17 protein-coding genes are annotated in these 22,427 nt (G+C 43.1%); all 17 read right to left on the reverse strand.

The window, feature by feature from the left end; genetic code table 11:
* Positions 1-3 precede the first annotated feature (3 nt).
* The 17 genes from ACM0OY_RS14205 to ACM0OY_RS14285 all read right to left on the reverse strand — a co-directional run bounded on the left by ACM0OY_RS14205 (position 4) and on the right by ACM0OY_RS14285 (position 22,427).
* Entirely contained in the window at positions 4-3,066 is a 3,063-nt protein-coding gene (locus ACM0OY_RS14205) for a DUF6519 domain-containing protein (RefSeq protein ID WP_414569484.1), read from the reverse strand.
* 29 nt (positions 3,067-3,095) lie between these two features.
* Positions 3,096-5,126 (reverse strand): hypothetical protein, encoded by a 2,031-nt coding sequence (locus tag ACM0OY_RS14210; RefSeq protein WP_414569485.1) that lies wholly within the window; start codon positions 5,124-5,126, stop codon positions 3,096-3,098.
* A 33-nt stretch (positions 5,127-5,159) separates the two neighbouring features.
* Positions 5,160-7,850: a putative baseplate assembly protein gene (locus ACM0OY_RS14215; RefSeq protein WP_414569486.1), complete on the reverse strand. Its 2,691-nt coding sequence runs from the start codon at positions 7,848-7,850 to the stop codon at positions 5,160-5,162.
* Positions 7,847-10,387, reverse strand: coding sequence for a putative baseplate assembly protein (locus ACM0OY_RS14220; protein ID WP_414569487.1), 2,541 nt, complete (start codon positions 10,385-10,387; stop codon positions 7,847-7,849). Before ACM0OY_RS14220 ends, ACM0OY_RS14215 begins: the two co-directional genes overlap by 4 nt.
* Positions 10,388-10,429: 42 nt before the next feature.
* Entirely contained in the window at positions 10,430-10,786 is a 357-nt protein-coding gene (locus ACM0OY_RS14225; RefSeq protein ID WP_414569488.1) for a GPW/gp25 family protein, read from the reverse strand.
* Positions 10,786-11,103, reverse strand: coding sequence for a hypothetical protein (locus ACM0OY_RS14230; protein ID WP_414569489.1), 318 nt, complete (start codon positions 11,101-11,103; stop codon positions 10,786-10,788). Before ACM0OY_RS14230 ends, ACM0OY_RS14225 begins: the two co-directional genes overlap by 1 nt.
* Positions 11,103-11,609 (reverse strand): phage baseplate assembly protein V, encoded by a 507-nt coding sequence (locus tag ACM0OY_RS14235; RefSeq protein ID WP_414569490.1) that lies wholly within the window; start codon positions 11,607-11,609, stop codon positions 11,103-11,105. Before ACM0OY_RS14235 ends, ACM0OY_RS14230 begins: the two co-directional genes overlap by 1 nt.
* Positions 11,610-11,656: 47 nt before the next feature.
* On the reverse strand, positions 11,657-12,787 hold the full coding sequence (locus ACM0OY_RS14240; RefSeq protein WP_414569491.1) for a phage late control D family protein: 1,131 nt from the start codon (positions 12,785-12,787) through the stop codon (positions 11,657-11,659).
* Between the two features lie 63 nt (positions 12,788-12,850).
* On the reverse strand, positions 12,851-13,150 hold the full coding sequence (locus ACM0OY_RS14245; protein ID WP_414569492.1) for a hypothetical protein: 300 nt from the start codon (positions 13,148-13,150) through the stop codon (positions 12,851-12,853).
* An 82-nt stretch (positions 13,151-13,232) separates the two neighbouring features.
* Positions 13,233-13,907, reverse strand: a complete 675-nt coding sequence (locus ACM0OY_RS14250; RefSeq protein WP_414569493.1) for a hypothetical protein — start codon at positions 13,905-13,907, stop codon at positions 13,233-13,235.
* Between the two features lie 139 nt (positions 13,908-14,046).
* Positions 14,047-15,552 (reverse strand): eCIS core domain-containing protein, encoded by a 1,506-nt coding sequence (locus tag ACM0OY_RS14255; protein WP_414569494.1) that lies wholly within the window; start codon positions 15,550-15,552, stop codon positions 14,047-14,049.
* Between the two features lie 28 nt (positions 15,553-15,580).
* On the reverse strand, positions 15,581-17,128 hold the full coding sequence (locus ACM0OY_RS14260) for an eCIS core domain-containing protein (RefSeq protein ID WP_414569495.1): 1,548 nt from the start codon (positions 17,126-17,128) through the stop codon (positions 15,581-15,583).
* A 2-nt stretch (positions 17,129-17,130) separates the two neighbouring features.
* Entirely contained in the window at positions 17,131-17,391 is a 261-nt protein-coding gene (locus tag ACM0OY_RS14265) for a hypothetical protein (RefSeq protein WP_414569496.1), read from the reverse strand.
* Between the two features lie 33 nt (positions 17,392-17,424).
* Positions 17,425-19,419 (reverse strand): ATP-binding protein, encoded by a 1,995-nt coding sequence (locus tag ACM0OY_RS14270; RefSeq protein WP_414569497.1) that lies wholly within the window; start codon positions 19,417-19,419, stop codon positions 17,425-17,427.
* A 160-nt stretch (positions 19,420-19,579) separates the two neighbouring features.
* A complete protein-coding gene (locus tag ACM0OY_RS14275; protein ID WP_414569498.1) occupies positions 19,580-20,893 on the reverse strand; it encodes a DUF4255 domain-containing protein in 1,314 nt (437 codons plus the stop codon).
* Positions 20,890-21,660 carry a hypothetical protein gene (locus tag ACM0OY_RS14280; RefSeq protein WP_414569499.1) on the reverse strand — a complete coding sequence of 257 codons (771 nt, stop codon included), beginning with the start codon at positions 21,658-21,660 and terminating at the stop codon, positions 20,890-20,892. Before ACM0OY_RS14280 ends, ACM0OY_RS14275 begins: the two co-directional genes overlap by 4 nt.
* Positions 21,657-22,427, reverse strand: a complete 771-nt coding sequence (locus ACM0OY_RS14285; protein WP_414569500.1) for a phage baseplate protein — start codon at positions 22,425-22,427, stop codon at positions 21,657-21,659. The genes ACM0OY_RS14280 and ACM0OY_RS14285 overlap by 4 nt, the downstream gene beginning before the upstream one ends.

Here is a 22,427-nt window from a genome sequence, read left to right on the forward strand (position 1 = left end):
TTATCACCTTCCAGATGTTGGTATTGTGTTTATATTTTGACAAAATGTATTGTTAATTATTTGGTTAAACTCTGCGATTCTCTGAATTGTTCCTTGGATTTGCAGACAATGAGTTGCTTGATTGTTTGTAGCTAGGTTAATTAATCCAATAGATAGGTATGACCATAAAACTTGTTGAGGTAATTCGTTAAAGCGATTGCCAGATGCACGAATTGTAGGAGCTAGTGTTAATACGTTTATGAACAAAGGAGGTACGTCGTTTTGATTAATTTGGACATTACCGATAATTTCGGTGAGAATTTGATTATTTTGCAGAGATATATCATCTAAAGAATAGATTAACACCGCTATAATCAATTCAGAAACAATTTGTAATTCCTGCAACGTCACTTGGTTGTCGTGAAACACCACTCGTCCGTCGTTTATTTCACGAGGTTTAGGGATTCTGCTTTGGAAAGTGTTGAAACCTGCAATATTACCTTGAAACTGCTTTGCTAGTATGCTATTGACAAGCAATATATCTTGACCAAGATTCCAAATATATACGCATCTGCCAACTAGATTTAGCTGATTAAAACTTTCTTTCTCTGGTTGTTTAACAATTCCTTGGGAATTTAAAGTATTTCCAATCACCGACATGGAACCCAGACCAGATAATATTAGGGCTTGGCCTGCGGGAGTGACAACGATATTGTTGTGAATAAATGCTGCTGGAGCAGTGGCTTGTACGCGAGTCAGTTTATCGAAATTTGATGTTTGGGATTTACCAGCTAATACTAGCCAGCCAACAATTCCTGCTTGTAAGGTTGTGGTGTCTTCCTGTTGCGCCGAACCGTTGTTAACGATAGTGTTATTAGTTACTTCTAATTCAAAGCATTGGAAAACAAAAATACCACATGCTCTTACATTTGCTTTAACACCATTGTCAGCAATATAATTATTTTGGATGCGGACTTGCGAAACTTCTCTAAGGATAATTCCACCCACCGCTAGGGAATCAAATAAATTATTTACTCCTTTTGCAGCACATTCAACAATGTGATTGTGGGAAATTATGATATTTTTAATATCACCAAAATTGATTTCTGCACCATCGATATCAGCAACGGTACTAATACCACTATTAGACATCTTAGAGATGCGATTGCCAATAATTTCGATGTCCAGAATACCTGTGCTAAGCGTTGAAGCCTTTTCTCCTGTAGGTAGTTTACCTAAAATAATTCCGGCACTAGCACCTTGGGAAATATCATTATCGTGAATGAGGATGTTTGCAGAACCATCACGAATCCAAATACCTCCGCCAATAACTTGATTTTTGAGTAGTTGTAAATTATTTGCTTGGATGCAGAGGTTGCAAAATGCGCTTGATTTTTGGTTAACGAATTGGCAATTAGTAATAGTGATGTTATCGCTTTGGGTTGTCAAGATTGCACCTAGTGGAGAGTCTACTTCCATCCAAAAGGATTCAAAGATGATTTGTTTACAGGAGTTTAATTGAAATACTGCTTGATTGTTCGTGCCTTTGATGTATGCTTGGCGATCGCAACCACTGATAATTAAATTACTATCACGATTAATGACGATTGTTTTCGGAATTTGGTAAACTCCAGGCAAGATACAGATTTTTACCCAGGTGTCATCTTTTCTGCTTTCAGAAATATAAGCGATCGCATCTTCAATTCTACTAAAGTTTCCCTGACTTTGTACTCCATCGCCAACTGTCACTGTACAACATCCACCAGTTTTTGGCAATTCTGTCAATGGTGGAAAAATTGGACGACAGTCAGCAATAAGTTTTAATATTTCAGTTTCAAGTTCAATCAGTGCTAAACGACAGTAATGATGCTCAATTCCCAATGGTGGCTGTGGTATCGGCGATAACGTCGCCTCATCGATAAACCACTCGATTTGTCCCGTGGCTGTGCGTGCTGGGATAAGCCAGTAATCGCCTGTTTTATAAGTTCCAGAATCAAATTTAACTTCAATTCCTCCTTCCAATTGCATCCAATCATTAGTAATATTTACCGCATCTATTGTAGCGGTATCTCCTTCCTGTTCCCAACGGCGTAATTTAGGATGTAGCTGCAAATTTACGCCTGTATTATTAGGTTGACTACTATCAAAAATATCTGGTGCAACACTTAATTCAATGATACGCGTTGCGGCATCAAGTTTGATAATTTGTAATAACTGTCCTGGCTGACCTTTCAATTCTAATTCATCATTAATTAATTCCACCCATTGACCAGGAGCAAAACCTAACACCTCATCTCTACCTACATCCACCACTGTCAGATTTTGACCGTTGATTTTTTGAATTGCAGTCACAACTGAAGCGTTTTCCCGCGACCATTTAAAACTTACACCATCTGGATGGTCACTGCCATGATGAACTTCCACACGGTAGAGCTGATTTTCTAACCGTTGATAACCAGCAGTAGGAGGAATTAAACAAGGATTTTTCGGATTTTCGACGGGTTTAGTTTGGGCGTTTAATTTTCCTGTACTGCTAGCAATTAATTTATCCCATTCTGATAGTTGAGTTTTACAATCTAATTGTTCTCCTCTGGAGAATTGAATCGGTAAAAATTTGACTTGCCAGACGGTTTTGGCACGAGTTGCTGTATCTGCACCACCTAAAGCTGCCTCTCGAATTCTGGGGTTATCTAAGGCTGTAATGTGGCGTTGCCAAACATCAAGATAAGCGATTCCAGTATTAGTCTTAGCATCAGCAATCAATCTTATAACATCGGTTGGATTGGGTAAGTCAGGTTGTTGAAAGTAGGTAATATCTTCGTGATTTTCGCACATAATACCGTGTACATAAAAACGACCCTTGCCTATAGTTAATTTATGATTAATAATCCCAATTTCAAAGCCAGCATCATGCTTAGGCGCACCACATTTACCAATGACATCTTTAGTTTCAGTGACAATCCGATGCTGATTAATTGATTGTTGTTCATTCCAATCTGCATCAACTTGCACTCGTCCTTGCTGCATTAAAACGGTGCTGTAGTGTTTTTTTGGGTCAAAAGTATAACGACTAAAATCTCCTTGCATTCTAACCTCTTCTATTTTTTTATTTATATTTAAGTCACATAGAAAACTCCTGCTTCTAAATTAAAGCGGAGATACTCATCGAGACGTATTTTTAAATTAGTTTCGCGTTGAGGCTGATATAAGTTGTGAAATACTCCCATTTCGGCTTCATCATCAGCACCTTGACGAATTTCTATGGGACAACGTAGGCGTAGCCCGTCGTAGACATCGCTCAACTGCAAATAACCGGGTTCGCCGTAGCGTTTTGATGTAAACTGCGGATACACCCGCAGGTCATCGGCAGTGGTTTTTGGCTGACAATAATAGCGGCGGGGAACTAACGATTCTAACGATACATAAGAAAAGCGTACACAACCTTGCTGTCGGCGTTCGGCGCGTACCAATCCGAGAAAGATTGTATTTGATGCTAACTTCATTACAGCTGTACGAACGCTGCCGATGACCGTACTGTTTTCAATATGTAATGGTGCGCCTGGTTTTCCAGGTATAACTCCTTCGTAGGCGATTTTATCTTCAGCGATCGCATCAATAATACTATTACGAATTTGCACTTCGGCATCATCAATTATGCGAATTCCGCCCAAGATAGAATCGTCAATTTCTACAACTGTAGTTGCGGTTTCCACTGTTAAACTTGGTGTATCTGGAAACTCAGGTGTCCCATCCGTTTTTAATTGCACACCAGGTACAAGGGTGCAATGTTCTAGATGCAGCAAGCGTAACAAGTTTTTACTACCATCAGCTTGAGTTGCAGGAACCTGTAAACTTTTACCGCTAATTAATACACCGTTAATTGTGACTTCGCTATTCTCGCCACCAATGATTTGTAAATCATCAGTTAAAACTAGAGTCGGGCGAAATTCATCTTGAGCGCGGAGTTCGAGTTTTTGACCTGGATTAATAGTAATGGAGAGGGTTTCAGAATAGCGATCGCTATTTTCGATTTCAACTACACCACCATTTCTCACATTATCAAGAGCTTCCTGAATCGTACTATATTGTGATGGAACTTTAACGACTGGTTGTAATTCGTAATTTAACGATGCAGCCCGGTCATATTCTCCCCCTCCCATATCAGCACTAAAACCATAGTGATAAGTGACACGAACATTTTCTGGACTTTGATTATCGGGAAAAGCAATTCTTCCTAATACTGGGTCAATAGCAATTTTAGATTCTTCGGGTTTGTGTGCCCATTCACCAGCACTTTTATCAGATAAATCGCAAACTACAATTTCATTTATCTTAATTTCCCGACTATCAACTTTTATAAACAAACTTTGATTCTCGCCGTAATAATCATTGAGATACTCACTTAAAACCTGACGACTCAACGGCATAGCAACATTAAGTCTTGTAGCAATACTGGTGATTTCTGCTTCCGGTTTTGGGCGATGAAATAATTGTGTATTGATACCCAAAGGATGAAAAAAGAAACGATGAGCATCTAATTTCCAAGCAGGAGAATTAGTGAGAGAGGATGCAGTTAATCGCCAGAGGAAAATTCCAATATTGGGAATATTATAACGTCCTCTTCCGGGTGGAATCCGGCGCATTTCCGCAGTATGCGCCAAACTATCAAACGCAGTATTAATATTTTCTAACGGTTCCCAGCGTCGCATATCTACCCAAGCGCGATTTTGTGGACGTAGGTGTTTCATATATTGAGTAGTTGCCAATAACTCAAAAAATTCCACCACCCGTGCATCCCACCCCGTCACATCCCGCGCCAATTGTTCCAACACAGAAGCCGTACCCTTACGCCGACGATAGCCGATAGTATTAGCCACCACCGCACGAGAATTCAGGATTTTTTGGTTAAGCTGATTGATATTCCGAATCGAACGAGTTCCAACCAAATCACCAACATAAGGAATTACCCACTCCGCACAAGTTTCGATAAATTGGTCATCATAAAGTTGCTGCAAATCTTCTTCAACCACAGCAACCTCTTGGGCAATCACTGACAACAAAGCCCTTAATTCCTCCCCTTCCTCATCATCCCGAATCTGGTAAATCGCCGGCAACAAATCATATAACTTCTCCCCATCAAAACTCATTTTCCCTCCTCTGCGCCTCTGCGTGAAAAATCTTTATCTTAAAACCCCCAACTCCAACAACAAACCATCAATCATCAACAACTCAGCACCTAGAACCACACCATCTGCACCCGCCTGAGGTACACCAGCAATCAAACGACTATTATTTAAAACACCAGGCGAATCAACACGATACAATTTATCTAAATCTACAGCAATCACCCCCGCTACAGATTGAATACAAGCAATCACTTCACTTGCCGTTACTCCTTGGCCTAACTCCCGCGCCTCAAAAGAAAAATTTGATAATAACGATTCCCGTACCGCAGATAAAACTTTTTCTTCCAAATAATCAGGGTCAATTTTGACTTTTGCAGCAATTCTAAACAGTGCAGGGCGGTAAGATTTAACTGTTAAAGAAACAAAGCGATCGCCAGCTTTCTGCATTTGTGTTAATAATTGTTTATAAGTAACACTCTCTTCACTTACAGGTTGCCCTTGATAACCTGCGACTGTCACAAATACACCCCGCACTTGTCCATTCCACGTCCAAGTCGCCAACGCTTTGGCTATACCCGCAAATGCACGTGTAAAATCTTCGTAATCTTGCAAAGAAACAATCCTGTCAAGAGTCAGAACTGTTAGTGGCGCATTCCGACGAGATTCTGAGAGAGATTCTCTATCTTGTGCGCCAGTCGCAGCCGTGGGGTTAGTAACGCTTTTTACACCCAAAGGACGAGTCATCAACAAACTCAGTTGTCCCGCTTTTACCAGTCCGCCTAAGCCGATACCTTGGCGATAGGTGACTTTGATATTCTCCTGTCCACTAGCCAGACGTGCGCCAGTTCTCCCATCCCCAAATTGAATGGTAGTTTTACCATCATCGTTGGTGCGGGTAATAAAAATGCGTTCTTTGCCACCTTTACCATATAGTGACGGTACTTCATGCCATAAAATATCATTGACGCGTAGTTTTAAAGTTGACTCTGCACCACTCGGATTATCGCTACTTACATAAGTTAATGGCGATTGTCGCAGGATAAATTTTTGATAGGCTTGACTAGCATCACCGCTACCCAGAACCTCTGTTTTAGTTTCGCCGTGCGTAGCAAGCACAACATTACCATTGATTGTCACCGTCTCACGCAGATAAGAGTTTTGCAGTGCAGTTGTAAGTTTGATGCGCGTACCACCTTCAGCAGAAATTGTGTTGTCTACTTTAGCGATAGTTGCGACTTCACAACCTTGATTCCCTCGGTTATTTTCGTACTCGCCGCAAACAATTATTTTTTGTCCGTTAAATAAATTCCCTACCCAACCATCAAGTTCGATTTCATTACCAAAAACTGCTGTAGTTATTGGAATGCGCGCAAGTTTTAATTCTTCGCTTTGAGCAAAAACTGTAGTTTCCCGAATCTTAAATTTATCAAAGTCATCTCTGTTATTTAAAGTCAATTTAGTGATTTTAGCTGAAATTGAAAAATCAGATTTGGAAATTTCACTTACATCTTTCACTTGATGTAATTTCCAAGTGTTACCTGTGACTAAAACCACATAACTATCTTTGACAATGTTAGAATAGATATTATCAAGATATAAATTTGTACTATTTATCGCCTCACCAGGGTAAACATTCAAGCTAGTTTCTGCCCAGGAATTTTCACGACCGTTGTAAGCACCAGGGATAAAATCATAAGTCGTTTGATCCTTGTTACCATATTCTCCATAGCGTTGAGAATTCGGCAAAGAATCCCATCTTGGTGCATTATGACCGAAGATTGCTGTCCTGACACGAAAAGTTATAATACTCGGCGGCGGTGGTTGAATAGCAATGAGATTATTAAAGATATTTTGGGTGATAAATCCATTAACGAAGGCGTAGGCATAAAAATCTGGATTGCTAATTGTTTGATTTAGAAATGATTTAGTGAAGAGGCTATATTCAACTAATGTTGCGTTGCCCAGAATTACATTTGGTTGCGACAACACACCAATTGTAGCTCCCACTTTTTGCAACTGCACAAATGTAGTATTTGTTTGTGGTTGCTGTGTGACGGAAGCAATTTGACGAAAAACAGGTTTACTACCATCATCGGGAACAATTAATAAACTATCTCCGGCTTTTAGCCCCGTACTCACTCCTACAAATAGTAGAGAATTTGTATCAGTTTTAATCGGTTGTCTTTGGGTTAATTTAGGTTTAATTAAATTCCATTCTGCCCTGGCATCAAATTTTTCCACAGTTTCAAAAGTCTGTGGTTCTTCACCAGGACTGGGAAGACTTTGCACTTTTGTCCCAATATCAATAATGGCTTGACGTGGTGCAGTTGGGACATCTTCCAGGGTAAAGACCAAATAAGTGTTAGCAGCTACACCAGGTCGCAATTCATAACCAATTAATCGGGCAAGATTGAGAAGAGAAAGTCTTTCTTTGGCAGTCCGTAAATATGATTCATTAGCGATACGTTCTTGATAAAATGTTAAAACATCAGCAACAGTCGCCCAAGCATCAAGTAATGCGATCGCTAAATCATCATTTTCCCTAGTCTGCAACTTTTGTAATTTGGCATTGGTGGAAAGCCGTGCTATTAAGCTATTTTTAAATTCTGCATGGGTGCCAACACGATATACTATGTCATCTAAACCCGGACGGTTGAAAATCGTCACAGGAGTTTCCACTGTTACCCCTTCACAGCAACCGCAGTCGTTTAAATTCCGCAAGCTGGGATGCAACTCTGTACTCATTTACCCCCCTCCAAAATTAAACGTAAAACACCTTGTTCGGGAAAATTTGCATCGTTATTTAAACGGGCAATTTCCAAACGTCCTAATGTTAAAAAACCCTTGTCCAATGCTTCCTGACTGGGTGTACCTTGACGCTGAAATTTGCTAAATATGACCGAATCTACGCCAGGAACCGCCAACGCTGCTGCATACAACTGACTCAAATAAACAGGCTGTCCGAAAGTAAAATTATCAGGGTGAAATACTCCCCGCGTCCCATTGGGAAGTATTTGGTTACTAAAGACTTGCAACAATGCAGATTTGACATCGCTGCGGAAATAATCACGATTAACACAAACTTGCATATCGATTTCCAAAGAGACAAAACTTGGTGCATCAATTTCCAAGTCATAGCCAGCCATGCGATATTTTTCTAAAAATTGCCGAATTTCTCGTTTAAATTTGTCGTCAACAAGTAAACCGCCAAATCTATCCACCGTCACAAACACCGTGTACCAACTCCCAGTCCACCGAAACGTCGCCGCCGCTTTTTGGACTTGGGGATGACGGGCGGTAACTTCAGCATAATCTTCGGGAGTCACCGCCCTTTCTTGGGTGCGAAAAGCATAGGGGGCTTTTTGTCTGGCATCTTCAATACTTTCAGGTTCCACACCACCAATAGCGGGTAATGGGTTGCGAACACCTATAACTTGGCCATCGTTAGTGACGATATGAGCGATCGCTTCTGCACCCACATTACCAGCTACACCATTACCAACTCGATAAATAGTTGTAAACTCAGTTCCCGCAGCCGGACGCAAACCCCGAACATCATCGCCAAAGCGGATATATGTTCTACCATCCCCTTCGATTTCCACAACAAATTCTCGATCTCCTGAACGAGAGTTGAGTAAATCCCGCGTCGCTTCCCAAGTGTCAATTCTACTATTTAAGTTACTAGTCAGATGAATTTGCGGTTTGGCATCTTTCGTTAACCACTGCATTGACCGCGTTGCCGATACCTTAGCATCATAGGGTGCGGCTTGTGTCAGAGGTGCAAATTTCAAATGTGGGTTAAACCGGGGAGGAACCGGTTCTGGGGGAATTTCTTGACAGCGACTAGCCACAGTTGCTGTTGGTACTTTATAAATTGTGGGTTGCGGTACAGTCCCCAATAACTCTGGTTGGGGAATTATTTGACCGTAGTCTGCCAAGACAATATTACCAAGGGCAACACTCACATTTTTGATTAACTTTGCCCCATGTTCCCTGTCAGTCTTGGCAGAAATACACAACGCAAATGGCAATGCATCCTCCGCATCCCAAACAATCTCTATGACTGGAACGGGGTCGTTGCTGGGAGGTTGCAAAAATAGCCCACCTAATGAGTCTTGTTTGGGCGTCACTTCAATTAAACGCACAGCATGACGATGCGCCAGGTCAGCATCTTCGGTTTCCCCAGTCTCCGGCCCCAAGACTTCGATAAAAATTAAGACATCACCAACTTTCAGATTGGGATAATGTTCTCTGAAAGTTGCCCGCGTTGCACCTTTAGGTAAACAACACTCATCATTACCCCAAGTATAAAAATTGATAGTATTATTTTTGCTAAATAACTTTGCCTCATACATCGTTTCAAATACTTCTGGACGCTGTAAAAAAGCACGAAAGTATGTATTAGAACTTGGGACAATCCGCTTTTGAGTCTCATTCACCTGGGTCAATAACTGCGTACCACGAGTTAAAGTTATATCTGCTTCTACCTGTATATGTACCCACACACGGGCATTGCAACCATTGTGCATGAAATAATCTACCAACCGGGCATGACGACGCACAGAAATCCGACTGCGGCTAGAATCTAAATAGGCTTCAGTAGCGATCGCATCTTGTTGATAACTCAAATGATCGCCCACATAAGCCAATAACTCAACCAAAGTAATCCCAATATCTGCCAAATTGCGTTCTTGCCACTGTGGCATCAGTAACGCCATACGATCGAGGATCAATTGCCGAAAACTGGCAAAATCCTTCGCTAAATAATCGATTTCCGGTTGAACTTGGACTTCCGGAGGACAAACCCGTTCCGTCCGACAATCAAAATCACTCGGACATTCAACCTTGAAAGAAAAATCAACCGCCGCTAACTGCGAGTCAAAATTCGCCGGTGGTTCAAAACTATTCGGAGATTCCCGCAAAATCAATCGATAGGTAGAAAAATCTCCCGCCGAATCTGTTCGGACAACCAAAACATTGCCCGCTTCCGGTAAAGATGTGAAAAAAGCTTGTTCTTGCGGAGTAGCCGGTGGCGTGGTGACAGCATTAGCCACAGCAACCCATAATATTTTAACAGGTGAAATCCGCGTCCCACCCTCAATGAGTACCTGGTCAACACTCAGTCCAGACAAAGGTTTAAAACACCGCACCAATAAAGTTTGCTGGCGGGGACTGCCAATAGTGTTTTCGTCTATTACTTCCAAATAATCAATCCCGTTAAAGGTGGACTCTTTCACCACCTCCCGACGCTGCTGATTGCAACAAAAGTAAATCATAGTCATTAGTCATTAGTCATTGGGCATTGGGCATTGGGCATTGGGCATTCAAACTTGACGCGCAAACTCCCCAACTTGTCGCTGCTGGGTGCGTCGGACGATATAATGCACCAAAACTCTCAGAGTTGAGTCTTCACTTTGCACTTGCACCGCCTCAACTAAAATCAAATCACCTAACCACTGTTGCAATGCACCCTGTAGCGTCGCTTGGGTAGCAGCAGCTAAAGCATCGCTGTTGGGGGCAAACAAAAGTTGTAAGATTCCGCTACCAAAAGTTGGACGGTTGAGGCGTTCGCCAGGGGAGGTAAACAAAACTTGTTCAATTAAATCGCGGATGTGTTCGTCTTGGGTGGTGCTAGCAGTCCGCCCACGACTATCAAAATGGAATGGATAGTCAACTTGCATTACATCCCCTTGACTCGTATTTGCGTGACTACTATGTTTACAGGTGTACCCGTTGGCGCACAAATTGCCTGACTGTCTTGGAGTAAAACTGGTAAACCTCCAGCCCGGACTCGCACAGCACCAGTTACCCATTGTGCAGTCACACAAGGCCCCCCTGCTACGGGTGGGAACGGACAACCCGCAACTAAATAAGGATTAGGCTGAGTAACAATTGGTTGTCCGCTAACTCTAACGCGCGGATAAGGCACTGCCGGCTGTGCTTGGCCACCATGCGTACATAACACTGTCGCCCCTTGATGCAATAAATATCCTGGCATTAAGTCACCTCCAATGCTCCCTGATTAATTGATACCTGTGGTCCCGTCAGCTTGATACTTGCTCCTTGTCCGTTATCAATCTCTACTCCAGTGGCACTCAGGACAATTTTTTGCCCGCTAGAAGTTTCCAAAGTAATCCCGCCAATACCAGGAGTATCGTCAAATAAGATACTCTGACCGCCCTCGGTTTTGATGAGAAGTTTTTTGTAAGGAGGTGCTAGGAGTATCGGTGGCATTTCCGCAGCCGAACCCCACCAACAACCAGACCAAATCGGATAGTCAGGATCGCCATGCTCAAATTCCATCCACACCCCAGCCCCTACAGATGGTAAAGCAAAGAAACCCACACCATTACCACCAAAAGGCGCACAAGGCATTGCCCAACCACTTTCTAGGTCACCCATCACATCCGAAACTCGCGCCTTAATTCTGCCCATCATCAAGGGGTCTTGAATATCAGTGACAATACCGCGATATTTGCCATAAAACTTAGAACTACTGTTCATATTGACCTCGCTTGCAGACCAGCCGCAACCCTCGCAAATCCTGGGGGCTAAAAACTAACTCGCACCACTGGTAAGAGTGCGCCAGTTCCTTCTCTACTGAGTGTAAATCTTTGCTTGTATTCTCCCTTTCTAATGCTGTGAGTGACACTCCGCACATAGTAAAAGCCATCGTAAGACAAGCCAGCACCCCTTAGTCCCACTAGTTTGCGTGCCCGCAAGATATTGCCGTAACGGACTGTATCCAACTCACCTTGCCCACGTACAGCTTCGGGAGAATTAGTAACAGTTGACACCGCAGATAGAGCCGCTTGGGCAGGATTTTGATTTGCCGATCGCCGCAATTGAACTCTGCGTTTGGCTGGAGTTGACGAACCACTCAAGGGCGGAATACGTAAGGAAGGCAGAGGAGGAATTGGGATTCTCTGCTTAGTAATCGGTTCTACAAAATAACCTTCCGTACCCACAGGCCCAAGGAAATCATTGGCAAAGTTCAACGATATCAGATTCGTATAAGCCCCCATATTCATAGTTAATGCAGGCTGGGGAACACCCAGACGATTTTCCCGACCCCAGTAAGCCGTGTTTACACCAAAAGTCACTGGTTCTGTGTAAAAAACAAAACTATTGCGTTGCGCCAACCGCTGAATAAATTGAGCATCCGTTTCCCACTGACGCGGCACTCGTTGCAGTTCAATTGGCACATCGGTTGTTGGCGTCACTTGGAAAGGAGGAATTAAACCATACTGTGCGTAGTTGGCAAGAATACGGTTAACAATTAAGAAATCCGGTTGATTTTTATATTCTTCGTTTTTTTCCTCCAAATCCATCATCAGACTAATGTCCCTACCCATAACCGTTAGAGTACTCATTCCCGGCTCATCGCTGGGCGAAATTTGGTGATGGGTAATTACACCATCAATCAGCACTTCCGGAGATACACCTAGTAGCACTCCAATTATTATTCGTGAAAACGGGCTAAGAATACTACTTTGCAACAAGCTGTAATCTCTCGATTTATCTTTACTCAGAGTAAAAACAATCTGAAAACCGTCTCCATTTTCAGAGTCATTAGTTACTTCCACACTACTGAGAGCAGTAGTCACCTCATAAGGTGCCGGACGGGGAACGGTTTCGCCCATCCACAAAATCAGACGAACGCCAAGTACGCTTGTGAACATATTTGATATTGGGCATGGGGCATTGGAAAAACTCTTCCTAGTCCCTATGCCCTATTCCCAAAATTACATAAAGGGTAAAGCAATTTTAATTACACATCCAACTTCTTCTAGTTCATCGGGACGGAAGACGTTATTGGCATCGCATATCTGCCAGAATTGGGTGGGGTTGCCGATATATCTGGCGGTGATATTATCAAGGCGATCGCTCTGAGTGACTGTATGTTCCATGACAGTGGTCATTTTCTCTGATGAAGGAATAAATCTGCGTTGCACATATCTAACTTCACGAGACAAACCGTCACTATTTGTAACAGTTATGGTCTCCGTTTTCAGTTTGTAATAACGACTGGTCTGCTCAAACATAATTATCAATTGATTCTTGTAAAACTCTTAATTTTCTTCTCTTCCTTTGCGCCTTTGCGTCTTGGCGTGAGACAAAATTTATTTAACCTCCAATACTAATATTTGCATCAAAAGAAAAAGATGCAGATGCCGACGGTAAACTTCCCCCACTATTAATTGTTGCCATTACTTCTTTAGCAATTTGATGGGCCATAAATAATGCACCACCAAAACTCGCCAATCCTAAATCGTGGTAATTAAGTACTTCTAAATCTAAACCAACTTTAGCGCGAATTGGATTTAAATTGGAGTCAAAAGCTTCTTCAGTAATAGTAAATTGAGTTAATCGCACGGGTAAAATCCGTTTTTCACCCCATATAAATAGTGTAAGGGGTGCTTCTGGGGGAATGATTTCAATGATGCCTAAATTTAGCAAAACTTCATCAGCAATTACTTTTACTGACTTGGGATATAAAAGCATTTCCAAAGCTGCTAATGTGGGATAAACACCCAGAGTAGTAGCCGGAAATTTCGCTGTTTCTAACTGGTCAGCCGCGTCGATATCCACGTCTGCCCTGATGGATTCTCTCGGCGGACCTTTTAATCGTAAAGCTTCATTTCTATCATTATTTTCTCCTCCCATTGTTTGGGCGGTAATTGTGCGCGTCAGATTGTCGGGGTTGTATTGAAAAATAATGGTGCTGGCGACGGGCTTGAAAACGTCAACTCCGACGATTGCGCCTTTAAGGACGCGAGGAGAACCGGGGAAAGTGGTCATAAGTTAGCTTTTTATTTATTGGGATAACTAGCACATTCTCTAATCAAATTAGCCGTCTAAAAGCCCTGATTTTAGAAGTCCCAAATATGATTTTGGGGTGCGATCGCGTAATCATTATATTCCTTGAAGCATCACACATTTAAGGACTCCAGCTTGGCTGACGCCAGTCTCGTCGGTTGTAGACCCGAACTGGAGTTCCGTTAGAAACAGAATTAAAAAAGGTTATGGCATCAGCATGTCGCATTCGCACGCAACCGTGCGATCTAGATGTTCCATCGACTCTTAACGTTATTCTCAATCGTTGATCCTGGGGTACACTCCGGTCACAACGGCTATCTCCGTCAGCACAGAGTGTTGCCATTTTGGGATAAGCGATGTTGGAATGAAATCCAATACCTCCGCTAAATGGGGCAAAGTATTGTAGTCCCCACTTTCCTATTTGGGCGGTTGGATCGCTTCTTTTAGTCAGAGAATAAGGTGCAAGGCGAATTAAGTCTTCGGTTAGTGGTCCAGCAGAAACTGGAGAAAAAAGTATATCACTTTCATTCTCTCGATACAGTTTGACCTTTTGGGGTTCTTCGAGATTCACATGCGCTTCTACTCTTTGCCGTTGCAGCCATTTTAAGTGAGCATCGTTGGAGCTAATCCGACTAATTTGTAATGATGAGTGTTGAAAAATTGGCCTTCTTTTGATGAATTCAGTTGGCTGTGGGCTGTTGCTGAGATGATTGCTATTTTGTTGGAGTACATGGGTTAGCTCATGTGCCAATAACCGTTTACCTGTTTGGCTATCAGGATGATACCGCCCAGAGTTAAAGTAAATATCTTGCCCATTGGTAAACGCCGCCGCTTGCAAATTTTGTGCCATTTGACTTGCATTACTATCGGTGTGAACTCTTACGCGGCTAAAATCTTGTCCAAATCTGGGTTCCATAAACGATCGTACCCCATCGGATAAAGGAACACCACGACCCTTGCTATCAGCTAGTTCTCTGCCTATATTATTAGTAGTTTGAGACGTTGTTAACGGCAGCTTTTTTAGCAGTACAGTTCCGTCCTCTTCTTCCCCTTCTGGTAATTCTTGCTGCCCTGAACCAAGTTCTTCTCTTTGCAGTGCAATAGAGCTTTGAGTAGACGCATCTTCTATTTTTTTCTCAGTCCAAGGAGTAATTTGTTCCGAAAGTGGCTGAGTCTGAATTGAGTTTTCTGCTTCGACAGAAACAGAATTGTCTTGCTGACGTTGCTGAGTATTAGCAAAATCCCTCATACTAGTTACTTCTTCGGCAACCCGATCTGCTTCTTGTTCGTATTTGTCGTTGGGCGCACCAATGGTCAGTTTTGCCTGAATAGGTATACGGCTCAAGTCATTCGTCAAATTCTGTTGATTAACGATACGAGTATCTCGAACCAGCAATTGACCTGCTGAATTTGACATCTCATGTAAGATTGGCGGTGCATTAGATACTTCCGCATGACTTGTCGGATAACGCTGTGCAGTCACCAGTTGACTTTGACACCCAGTACAGTTGCTGGTGAAACCCGCAAAGTTACCACAGGCGCACTTACGTTGTAACAATTCCGATCTCACTAGTGTAAAAGATGGTTTGGGTGTGGGTTTGGTTTGGATTGGCAATCGCGTATTCATTTGCTGAGTCCTTTTGTTTATTCCTAGCTCATGTACATTTACCTGAGGCATCTAGTTTGGCCAAAATGAAACCTTCTGCTTTCAGCTTTTGCAAAATTGCCTTGAACAAAGATTTCTTTCCCGCCCAGTGACGGTCGTGCAACAAGATAATATTGTTTGGCTTAGGTAAACTTGTTACCTCTGCGGCGACACCTTTTATACCCTGCCAATCTAGGGCTGTGAGGTGACCAAAGCTGCCATTTGTAGCAAACTCAAAGTGCCAAGTCACATGAGCCATTCCCATACCCTCAGTGCCAATTACGTAAATTAGCTTCCCACCAGCTTTGACAAATCGTCCGTTACCTGGGAGCCTTGCTATCTTAAATATTGATTGAGTCTTGCTTAGCAGAGTTTGGAAGTGCTGCTCATTTTGAGCGTAGTTTGCTTGAAACTTCTTCAAATTTGCTGGATCGCTAAGGTCTCCGTAAGCCTTTTCATACTCCTTACTAGTTGCCGGATTATGGGTAAAGGTGTGGTTACCGAGCTGGTGTCCTTCATTGATCATCCGCTCCACAAGTTGTTTCTGGAGAGCCTGGTTTGAAGCCATGTTTTTACCAGTGAGAAAGAAGGCCGCAGGGGCACTTTCATCCTTAAGTCCATTCAAAACATCTTCCGTACCGCTTTGGGGTCCATCATCGAAGGTTAGACATACCTTTTTATCGGCTTTATCTTTAGTGGCTTCATCGGCAGGTTTAGAAGCATCTTCCTTCTGTTTTGAGCTATCGGTTGGGGCTTCTTCTGCTTGTTTAGAACCTCGGATCTCCACCCGCCAATAGGTTTCCTTATTCAAAACAAAGCTTTTAACCCGATACTCGCTCCCATTTTCTTCCTGTTGCAAAGCTTTCATCCGACGCTTGGCTTCATCTTCGGTCTTGTAATAAAGCGTTCCGTTCTTATCTTTGACCCAATTATCATCTTCTTTGCTACCCCCATTTTCTCGCTGAACTATATTTGCACTTTGGTGTGAAGTTACATTTACTGCTTGGTTTGTAAAAATAATGTTTGCAGCGTTCTCTGCTTCTTGCTCTGGTGCATCTGCTAGATGTCCTGAATCAAGCTTAGCTATCGACTGCTGGATAGAATTGCTCTGTTGAATAGTATGAGTCAACTCATGTGCCAACAACCTTTGTCCCGTTGTACTACCGGGATTATAATGCCCTGCCCCAAACACCACATCTCGTCCAACCGTATACGCCAACGCATTCACCGGCTGCGCTGACTGTCCTGCTTTCCCATCTGTATGCACTCGTACAGAACTAAAATCATGCCCAAATCGCGACTCCATAAAAGTACGAGTATGCGCGTCTAAAGGCTGACCTTGTGAACTCAACACTTCATGCACAATTGGCGGCACTTCGCCAAGTTCACCCTGATTTGCCGCACGACGCTGTACATTTAATTGTTCTTCCTGACACCCAGTACACTTACCTGTTAAACCAGATGAACTACCACAAGCACATTTGCGCTGTAACAATCCCGTTTTTACAGGTGTAAAAGATGGCTGTGGTTTAGTTTTGGCTTGACTGTGCAATTTCATATTCATTGCCCCAAACCTCCATAAATTGACTGTGCTATTTGCACACCGATCGCTTCTGGTTTCGCCCCTGCTGCTACTTGAAATCCCCCACCATCTAAGCGTGTCATCTCCCCACCTTGCACCAAAGATGGTGGTAAACCCCCCTCAGACAACAATCGCGTCAGTTCGTGCTGTATGATTTCACCAATGCGATCGCGGTCTTTTGCTGCAAATCCATGCAGTAGCAATTCTTCTATATGTAATTCCACATTCGTCGGTATCATTTACAACCTCTTATGTTTTGACTTTTGACTTCTTTATACCCATCCTCCCACTTCTGCTTCGGTTAGCTGTTTCTCTAACTTGGCGTATTCACTTTGAGCTGCACGCAATAAATGTTTCATTTGCACGGCTTCCCCAGTATCTGCGGCTATAAATGCAGCATTTAAAGCAATATTACGAATATTTCCGCCTGTAACATTCAATTTTGCTAACTTATTCACATCTATGCCCTCAATCGGCATTTTTGGAGGAAATATTCGTCGCCAAATTTCCTGGCGTTGGGCAAAATCAGGAAAGGGAAATTGCACCACAAACCGAATGCGACGTAAAAAAGCTGTATCGATCGCATTTTTCAGATTGGTTGTCAAAATCGCCAATCCTCGGTAAGCTTCCATCCGTTGTAGTAAATAGCTCACTTCGATATTTGCATAGCGATCATGACTATCTTTGACTTCACTACGTTTGCCAAATAAGGCATCTGCTTCGTCAAATAATAAAATCGCACCTCCCGTTTCTGCTGCATCAAATACTCGACGCAGGTTCTTTTCTGTCTCACCGATGTATTTACTCACTACCTGACTCAAGTCAATTCGGTATAAATCTAGACGTAATTCTTGGGCGAGTACTTCTGCCGCCATTGTTTTACCTGTACCGCTAGCCCCGGCAAATAGGGCGCTGATACCTAGCCCATTGACGCTTCTGAGGGCAAATTCCCAGGTTTCGTAAACTTTTACTCTTTGTCTGAGTTGCGCTGCTATATCATGCAAAATTTGACCCTGCGTATCTGGTAATACTAAGTCGTCAAAGGTAGCTTTTGGTACTAAACGTTGTGCTAAATCTTCTAAGCGGGGACGAGCCGTGGTGCGACATGTATCCCAAATTTGGGAGAGGAGGGGAGATGAGGGAGATGAGGGAGAAAAATTGCTTCCTTGTCTCCCTACTCCCCACTCCCCGCTCCCCATTCCCCTAACTTGATGACAAACGTCATAAATTACTGATGCACTGAGGCTAAATTGAGATATTAAGGTATCTAATTGTCCGTTAAGCTCACCAGCTAAATCGCCTAAAGCATTTTGCCAGAGGCTTTTTTGTTCTGTTACATCGGGCTTGTAGACATCTAAACGAAGAATTTCACGTTTGCGGTTACGTAAATATTCCTGGGTATTAATTATTAACAAGCTTTGCAGATTTTCGACAAAGGGGAGAATTGTCCGCATTTCGCCTGGGGAATCCTCACATTCCAGCAGCAATGCGCTATCACTCAAGATTGCTTCTCTCTCCCAAAGGCGAATCAGGGCTTCTCGTTCAGCGACAGCTTGGGGAATATCCGCAGCCCGGAGGACGTGCAGTTGCATTTCCAGTGTTGCACAAGCCGCAGCTGCGATCGCCCATTTGCCATCAGGTTCATCCCCAGATAATTGAATGACTGGGGGTTGTTTTCCAGAATTCTCAGACCAAATTTTAGCGATGCGTTCAGCTAGCAAGCGGTGTGACGGTGCGAGTTCACTGGCAGGGGGTAACAATTCGATCAGTCCTTGCAGGCGATCGTCTAAATAAGAGAATCCTGTAAGATAATGCAACACCCGCTCATCAATCCCCAGTTTGCTTTGGCTAAGGCTTTCACCAGAGACAACTTCAATTAATCGCCAACGACGCAAGGGTGCAACTGGTGCAAAAGAACGCATATTGGCTTCTGGAAAAACAGCTAGCACTAAGCTAACGGTGGGGTAAGTAAATTGCGGATGTCCTTGGGCTGTTGCACAGAGTTGAGCTAGGGAACCACTCAGTTCCACTCCCGCACACAATAATAAAATTTGCCGTTCAAAGCTAGTCAGTCTCAAAGCATTACACAGTGTCACCAGTGCTGGCGGATATTCCCACTCAGTAGTGTCTTCGTCTGGCGCCATCTGGGCGTCACTCTCAGCAGTACCTTGCGATCGCGCAATATACTGTTGTAAGTTCATCCGAACTTCAGCCAAGGCTTGAGCGAGGTATTCTTGGTTGATTTGTTGCCAGGAATGGGTGACCATCTTTGAAGTTAAAAGTTAAAAGTTCTAAGGCAAAAGTTCAAAGGAAGAAGATGTTCTTGATATCTTGATTTCATACCGTTTCAAAACAACCTAAATTTATCTTGGTGCTTCTTTCTTTTTACTTTTTACTTTTTACTTTTTACTTGCTTTACTGTTGTGTTCATGTGGGAATTACCAGTCGCGGTGTACCTGTATAACGATTGAAGTTAGGGCTGTTGGAGTCTGTATTTACATCAGGTAGGCTTTCTGCGCCATCTACCTGCACCCGAACCAAATAATCTCCGGGGTTAACATCTCGAATCACAAATTCGATGGATTTAGTATCGCTATTTCTGGAATTTGCCTGAAAGCTGTAACTCTTGGCGGGAGGTGGATTTGCTGCTGATGTCCACTCGTTTAACAATAAGGTAACGCGCTGGGACTTTCCCACAATCGGGGTTAACTCGATGGTTACAGTTCTATATGTACCCTTAGAATCATTTAATATAGATGATAGGGCGATTTTACTAGTAGTATCTGGGTTTTTATCAATGGTGGGACGCAAAATAAAAGCTGCTGCATTCGACTCAAACCCTTGATGGGGGTCAGCGGGAGTCCCAAAATATAATGGATGAACTACTTGGACTGTATTTACTCCAGCAGGCAAACTATTAGGGACTGTAACTTGTAAAGAGCGATCGCTCACACTTCCCGGATTCACCTGTGTAGTCGCAAATTTTACCCTTACTGTGTCAGCCTGCAAGTTTTGCCCCTGAATTATCAGATTATTTCCTGATGTAACTATATTGGGTGACACATCTGTAATTTGCGGTTGTTGGAAAGGCAAAACTAGCAGATTCGCCCTTGTGACAGGTAGCGCTGACTTGGTGGAACGGCGGCTTTCAATCAACACCACTGATGCCTGATATGCTGCTGTTGCTCGATAGTTAGTTTGCTGAAAAGTTGCCCATAGTCTAGACATTTCCTCTGTACCAAGGGATTCTGGAGTAATTTTGATTTGCTCAATCTGCTCCTCTAGTCCCGCCGTTGCCAATATTTGTAGGGTTGCAGCCAAATCTGGGTCGGAAACTGGCACTGATGGATTCAAAGCGTTGTGAATTGCTGCCCTGGTTAACACGGGCATTTCATGCAGCAATTGCATCCCATAGCCCAATAAAATCTCACAATAAAAGTCTCGCTGACCGTAAGCAGTCAGGAGATAGTGGAGATTTAGGGCTAGGGGAGGGTTACTGGTGCGATCACCATTGCTATCCCGCGAAGGTAACCCCACATTTCGCCAGCCTTGATTGGGCGTAACGTGGTATAAAAACAAGTTCAGTTGACTTGCTTCTGATGTACCTGTAGTTATTCTGTCTGGAGGTAGTGCAGTTACTGTGGGATTACCCAAACTGGTTAAGTCAAAGTTCTGAAGACCGTTGTTCAGCAGGTCTTTAATAACTGCGGTGACAGCTGCAATGGCGAGAGCAGTACTCATAGATTGCCGACCTTGCACGATTTCAGATAGTCATCTAAGGATAATTTCGGGGCTGCTGGTGTCCTAGTTATCTGCTTTGGTGCTGGTGGTGTGACGGCTCGCACATCAATGCGCCCAATAGTCACCCGAATGGTGGGTGGGGAATGGGGAGTGGGTAGAGACGCGATTAATCGCGTCTCTACTGAGTGGGGAGTGGGGGAAGTAGCTTTTTGGGTAGTAGTTAGTCTGCTTTCAGTGATGTTTTGACGCTGGGATGGAGCTTCTGGAAGTTTGTCAGACTGGTTTATCACCTCCTTGATAATCGGTGGGGATAGGGGCGGAATGGGTGAAAAAACAGGATTTTCAGATGCAATTTGGTTTGTATGATTATTTACAATATTTACCTGGGGATTTAGTAAGGATTGCTTTGGATACTCTACGGAACTGTTTGCTTCCAAAAGGGGGGCTGGGATGAACTGGCTATTAGATATTGAGGATGAAGATGTGATAAATTCTTCATTTTCCCCTTCTTTCGATATTGATGTCTTTATTTTTTGGGGGATATCGTTGTATTTTTTTGCTTCCGTTTTCGGTGAAACTACTTGAGGGCTTTTTTCCACAATTGTGTTTGCTTCTTGCTGCTGAGATGCGATCGCTTCTGTTTCTACAAAGGGAATCGACTCTTCACTGACAGCGGTATATGATTCAAATAACGATGCTAATCGGGGTTGAATAACTGGTGTTAAGCTTAAACTTCTAGCGGCTAAATTACTCAGATAATCACTCATACGCCCACCATCTCCAGATAAAACTGTCTTCTTTGCGGACTCATGGCTAAAATATCAGCTTCGCGCCAACCGTAGGCGCTGGCGAGGGTATGTACTTCTCGTAGGGTGCGATATGCCCAAGCATTAATCTCACTCCACAAAAACGCTACGATGTCAAAAGTAGCTTGCCACTGATGGTTACAAGCCGGACAGCACAGGGCAAGTTGGACATCTGCTTGCGGATCGGCTTCTGCCATTTTTGCCACCACTGCATCCTGTAAATCTGTTGATAAATCGCTGACGGATACTTCTAGGCTTTGACTTTCAACTTTCAGCAGACAGCGTTCCAGTAAAAATCTTCGCATTGCCTGGATATTTTGGCGATCGCGGTAACTGCTGACTGTCTGCATGGCGATTAAATCCCCACTGTTAGGTAGACGGAACTGCACCTGATAATTTGCAACATTTAATATTAGTACTTCTACTGTTTCTGCATGTGTTGACACCCTTATATCTGCAAGATTAAACATTAGTTCCAGCCTTTCACCACACTGGGGACAGGTAGCTAAACTGACTATCTCTGAGCCAAATAACCATTCCCGCAAAGTCAATAGATAAGTATCTCGCTGACCAATACTGAGTTGTGTTAGTAACTCCGTTGATGTTTCTGGACAAGCAGCCGCCAAAAGTAACAATGCTTGTTGTACGGGTGGCTGGTTTAGTCCTTGCTCCCAGACTTGTAATAGTTGTTGTGGTGGTAAAGCACGCATAGGAAAGTCAACAGGCAA

The organism is Nostoc sp. CCY 9925 (assembly GCF_963920935.1).
GTDB lineage: Bacteria > Cyanobacteriota > Cyanobacteriia > Cyanobacteriales > Nostocaceae > Nostoc.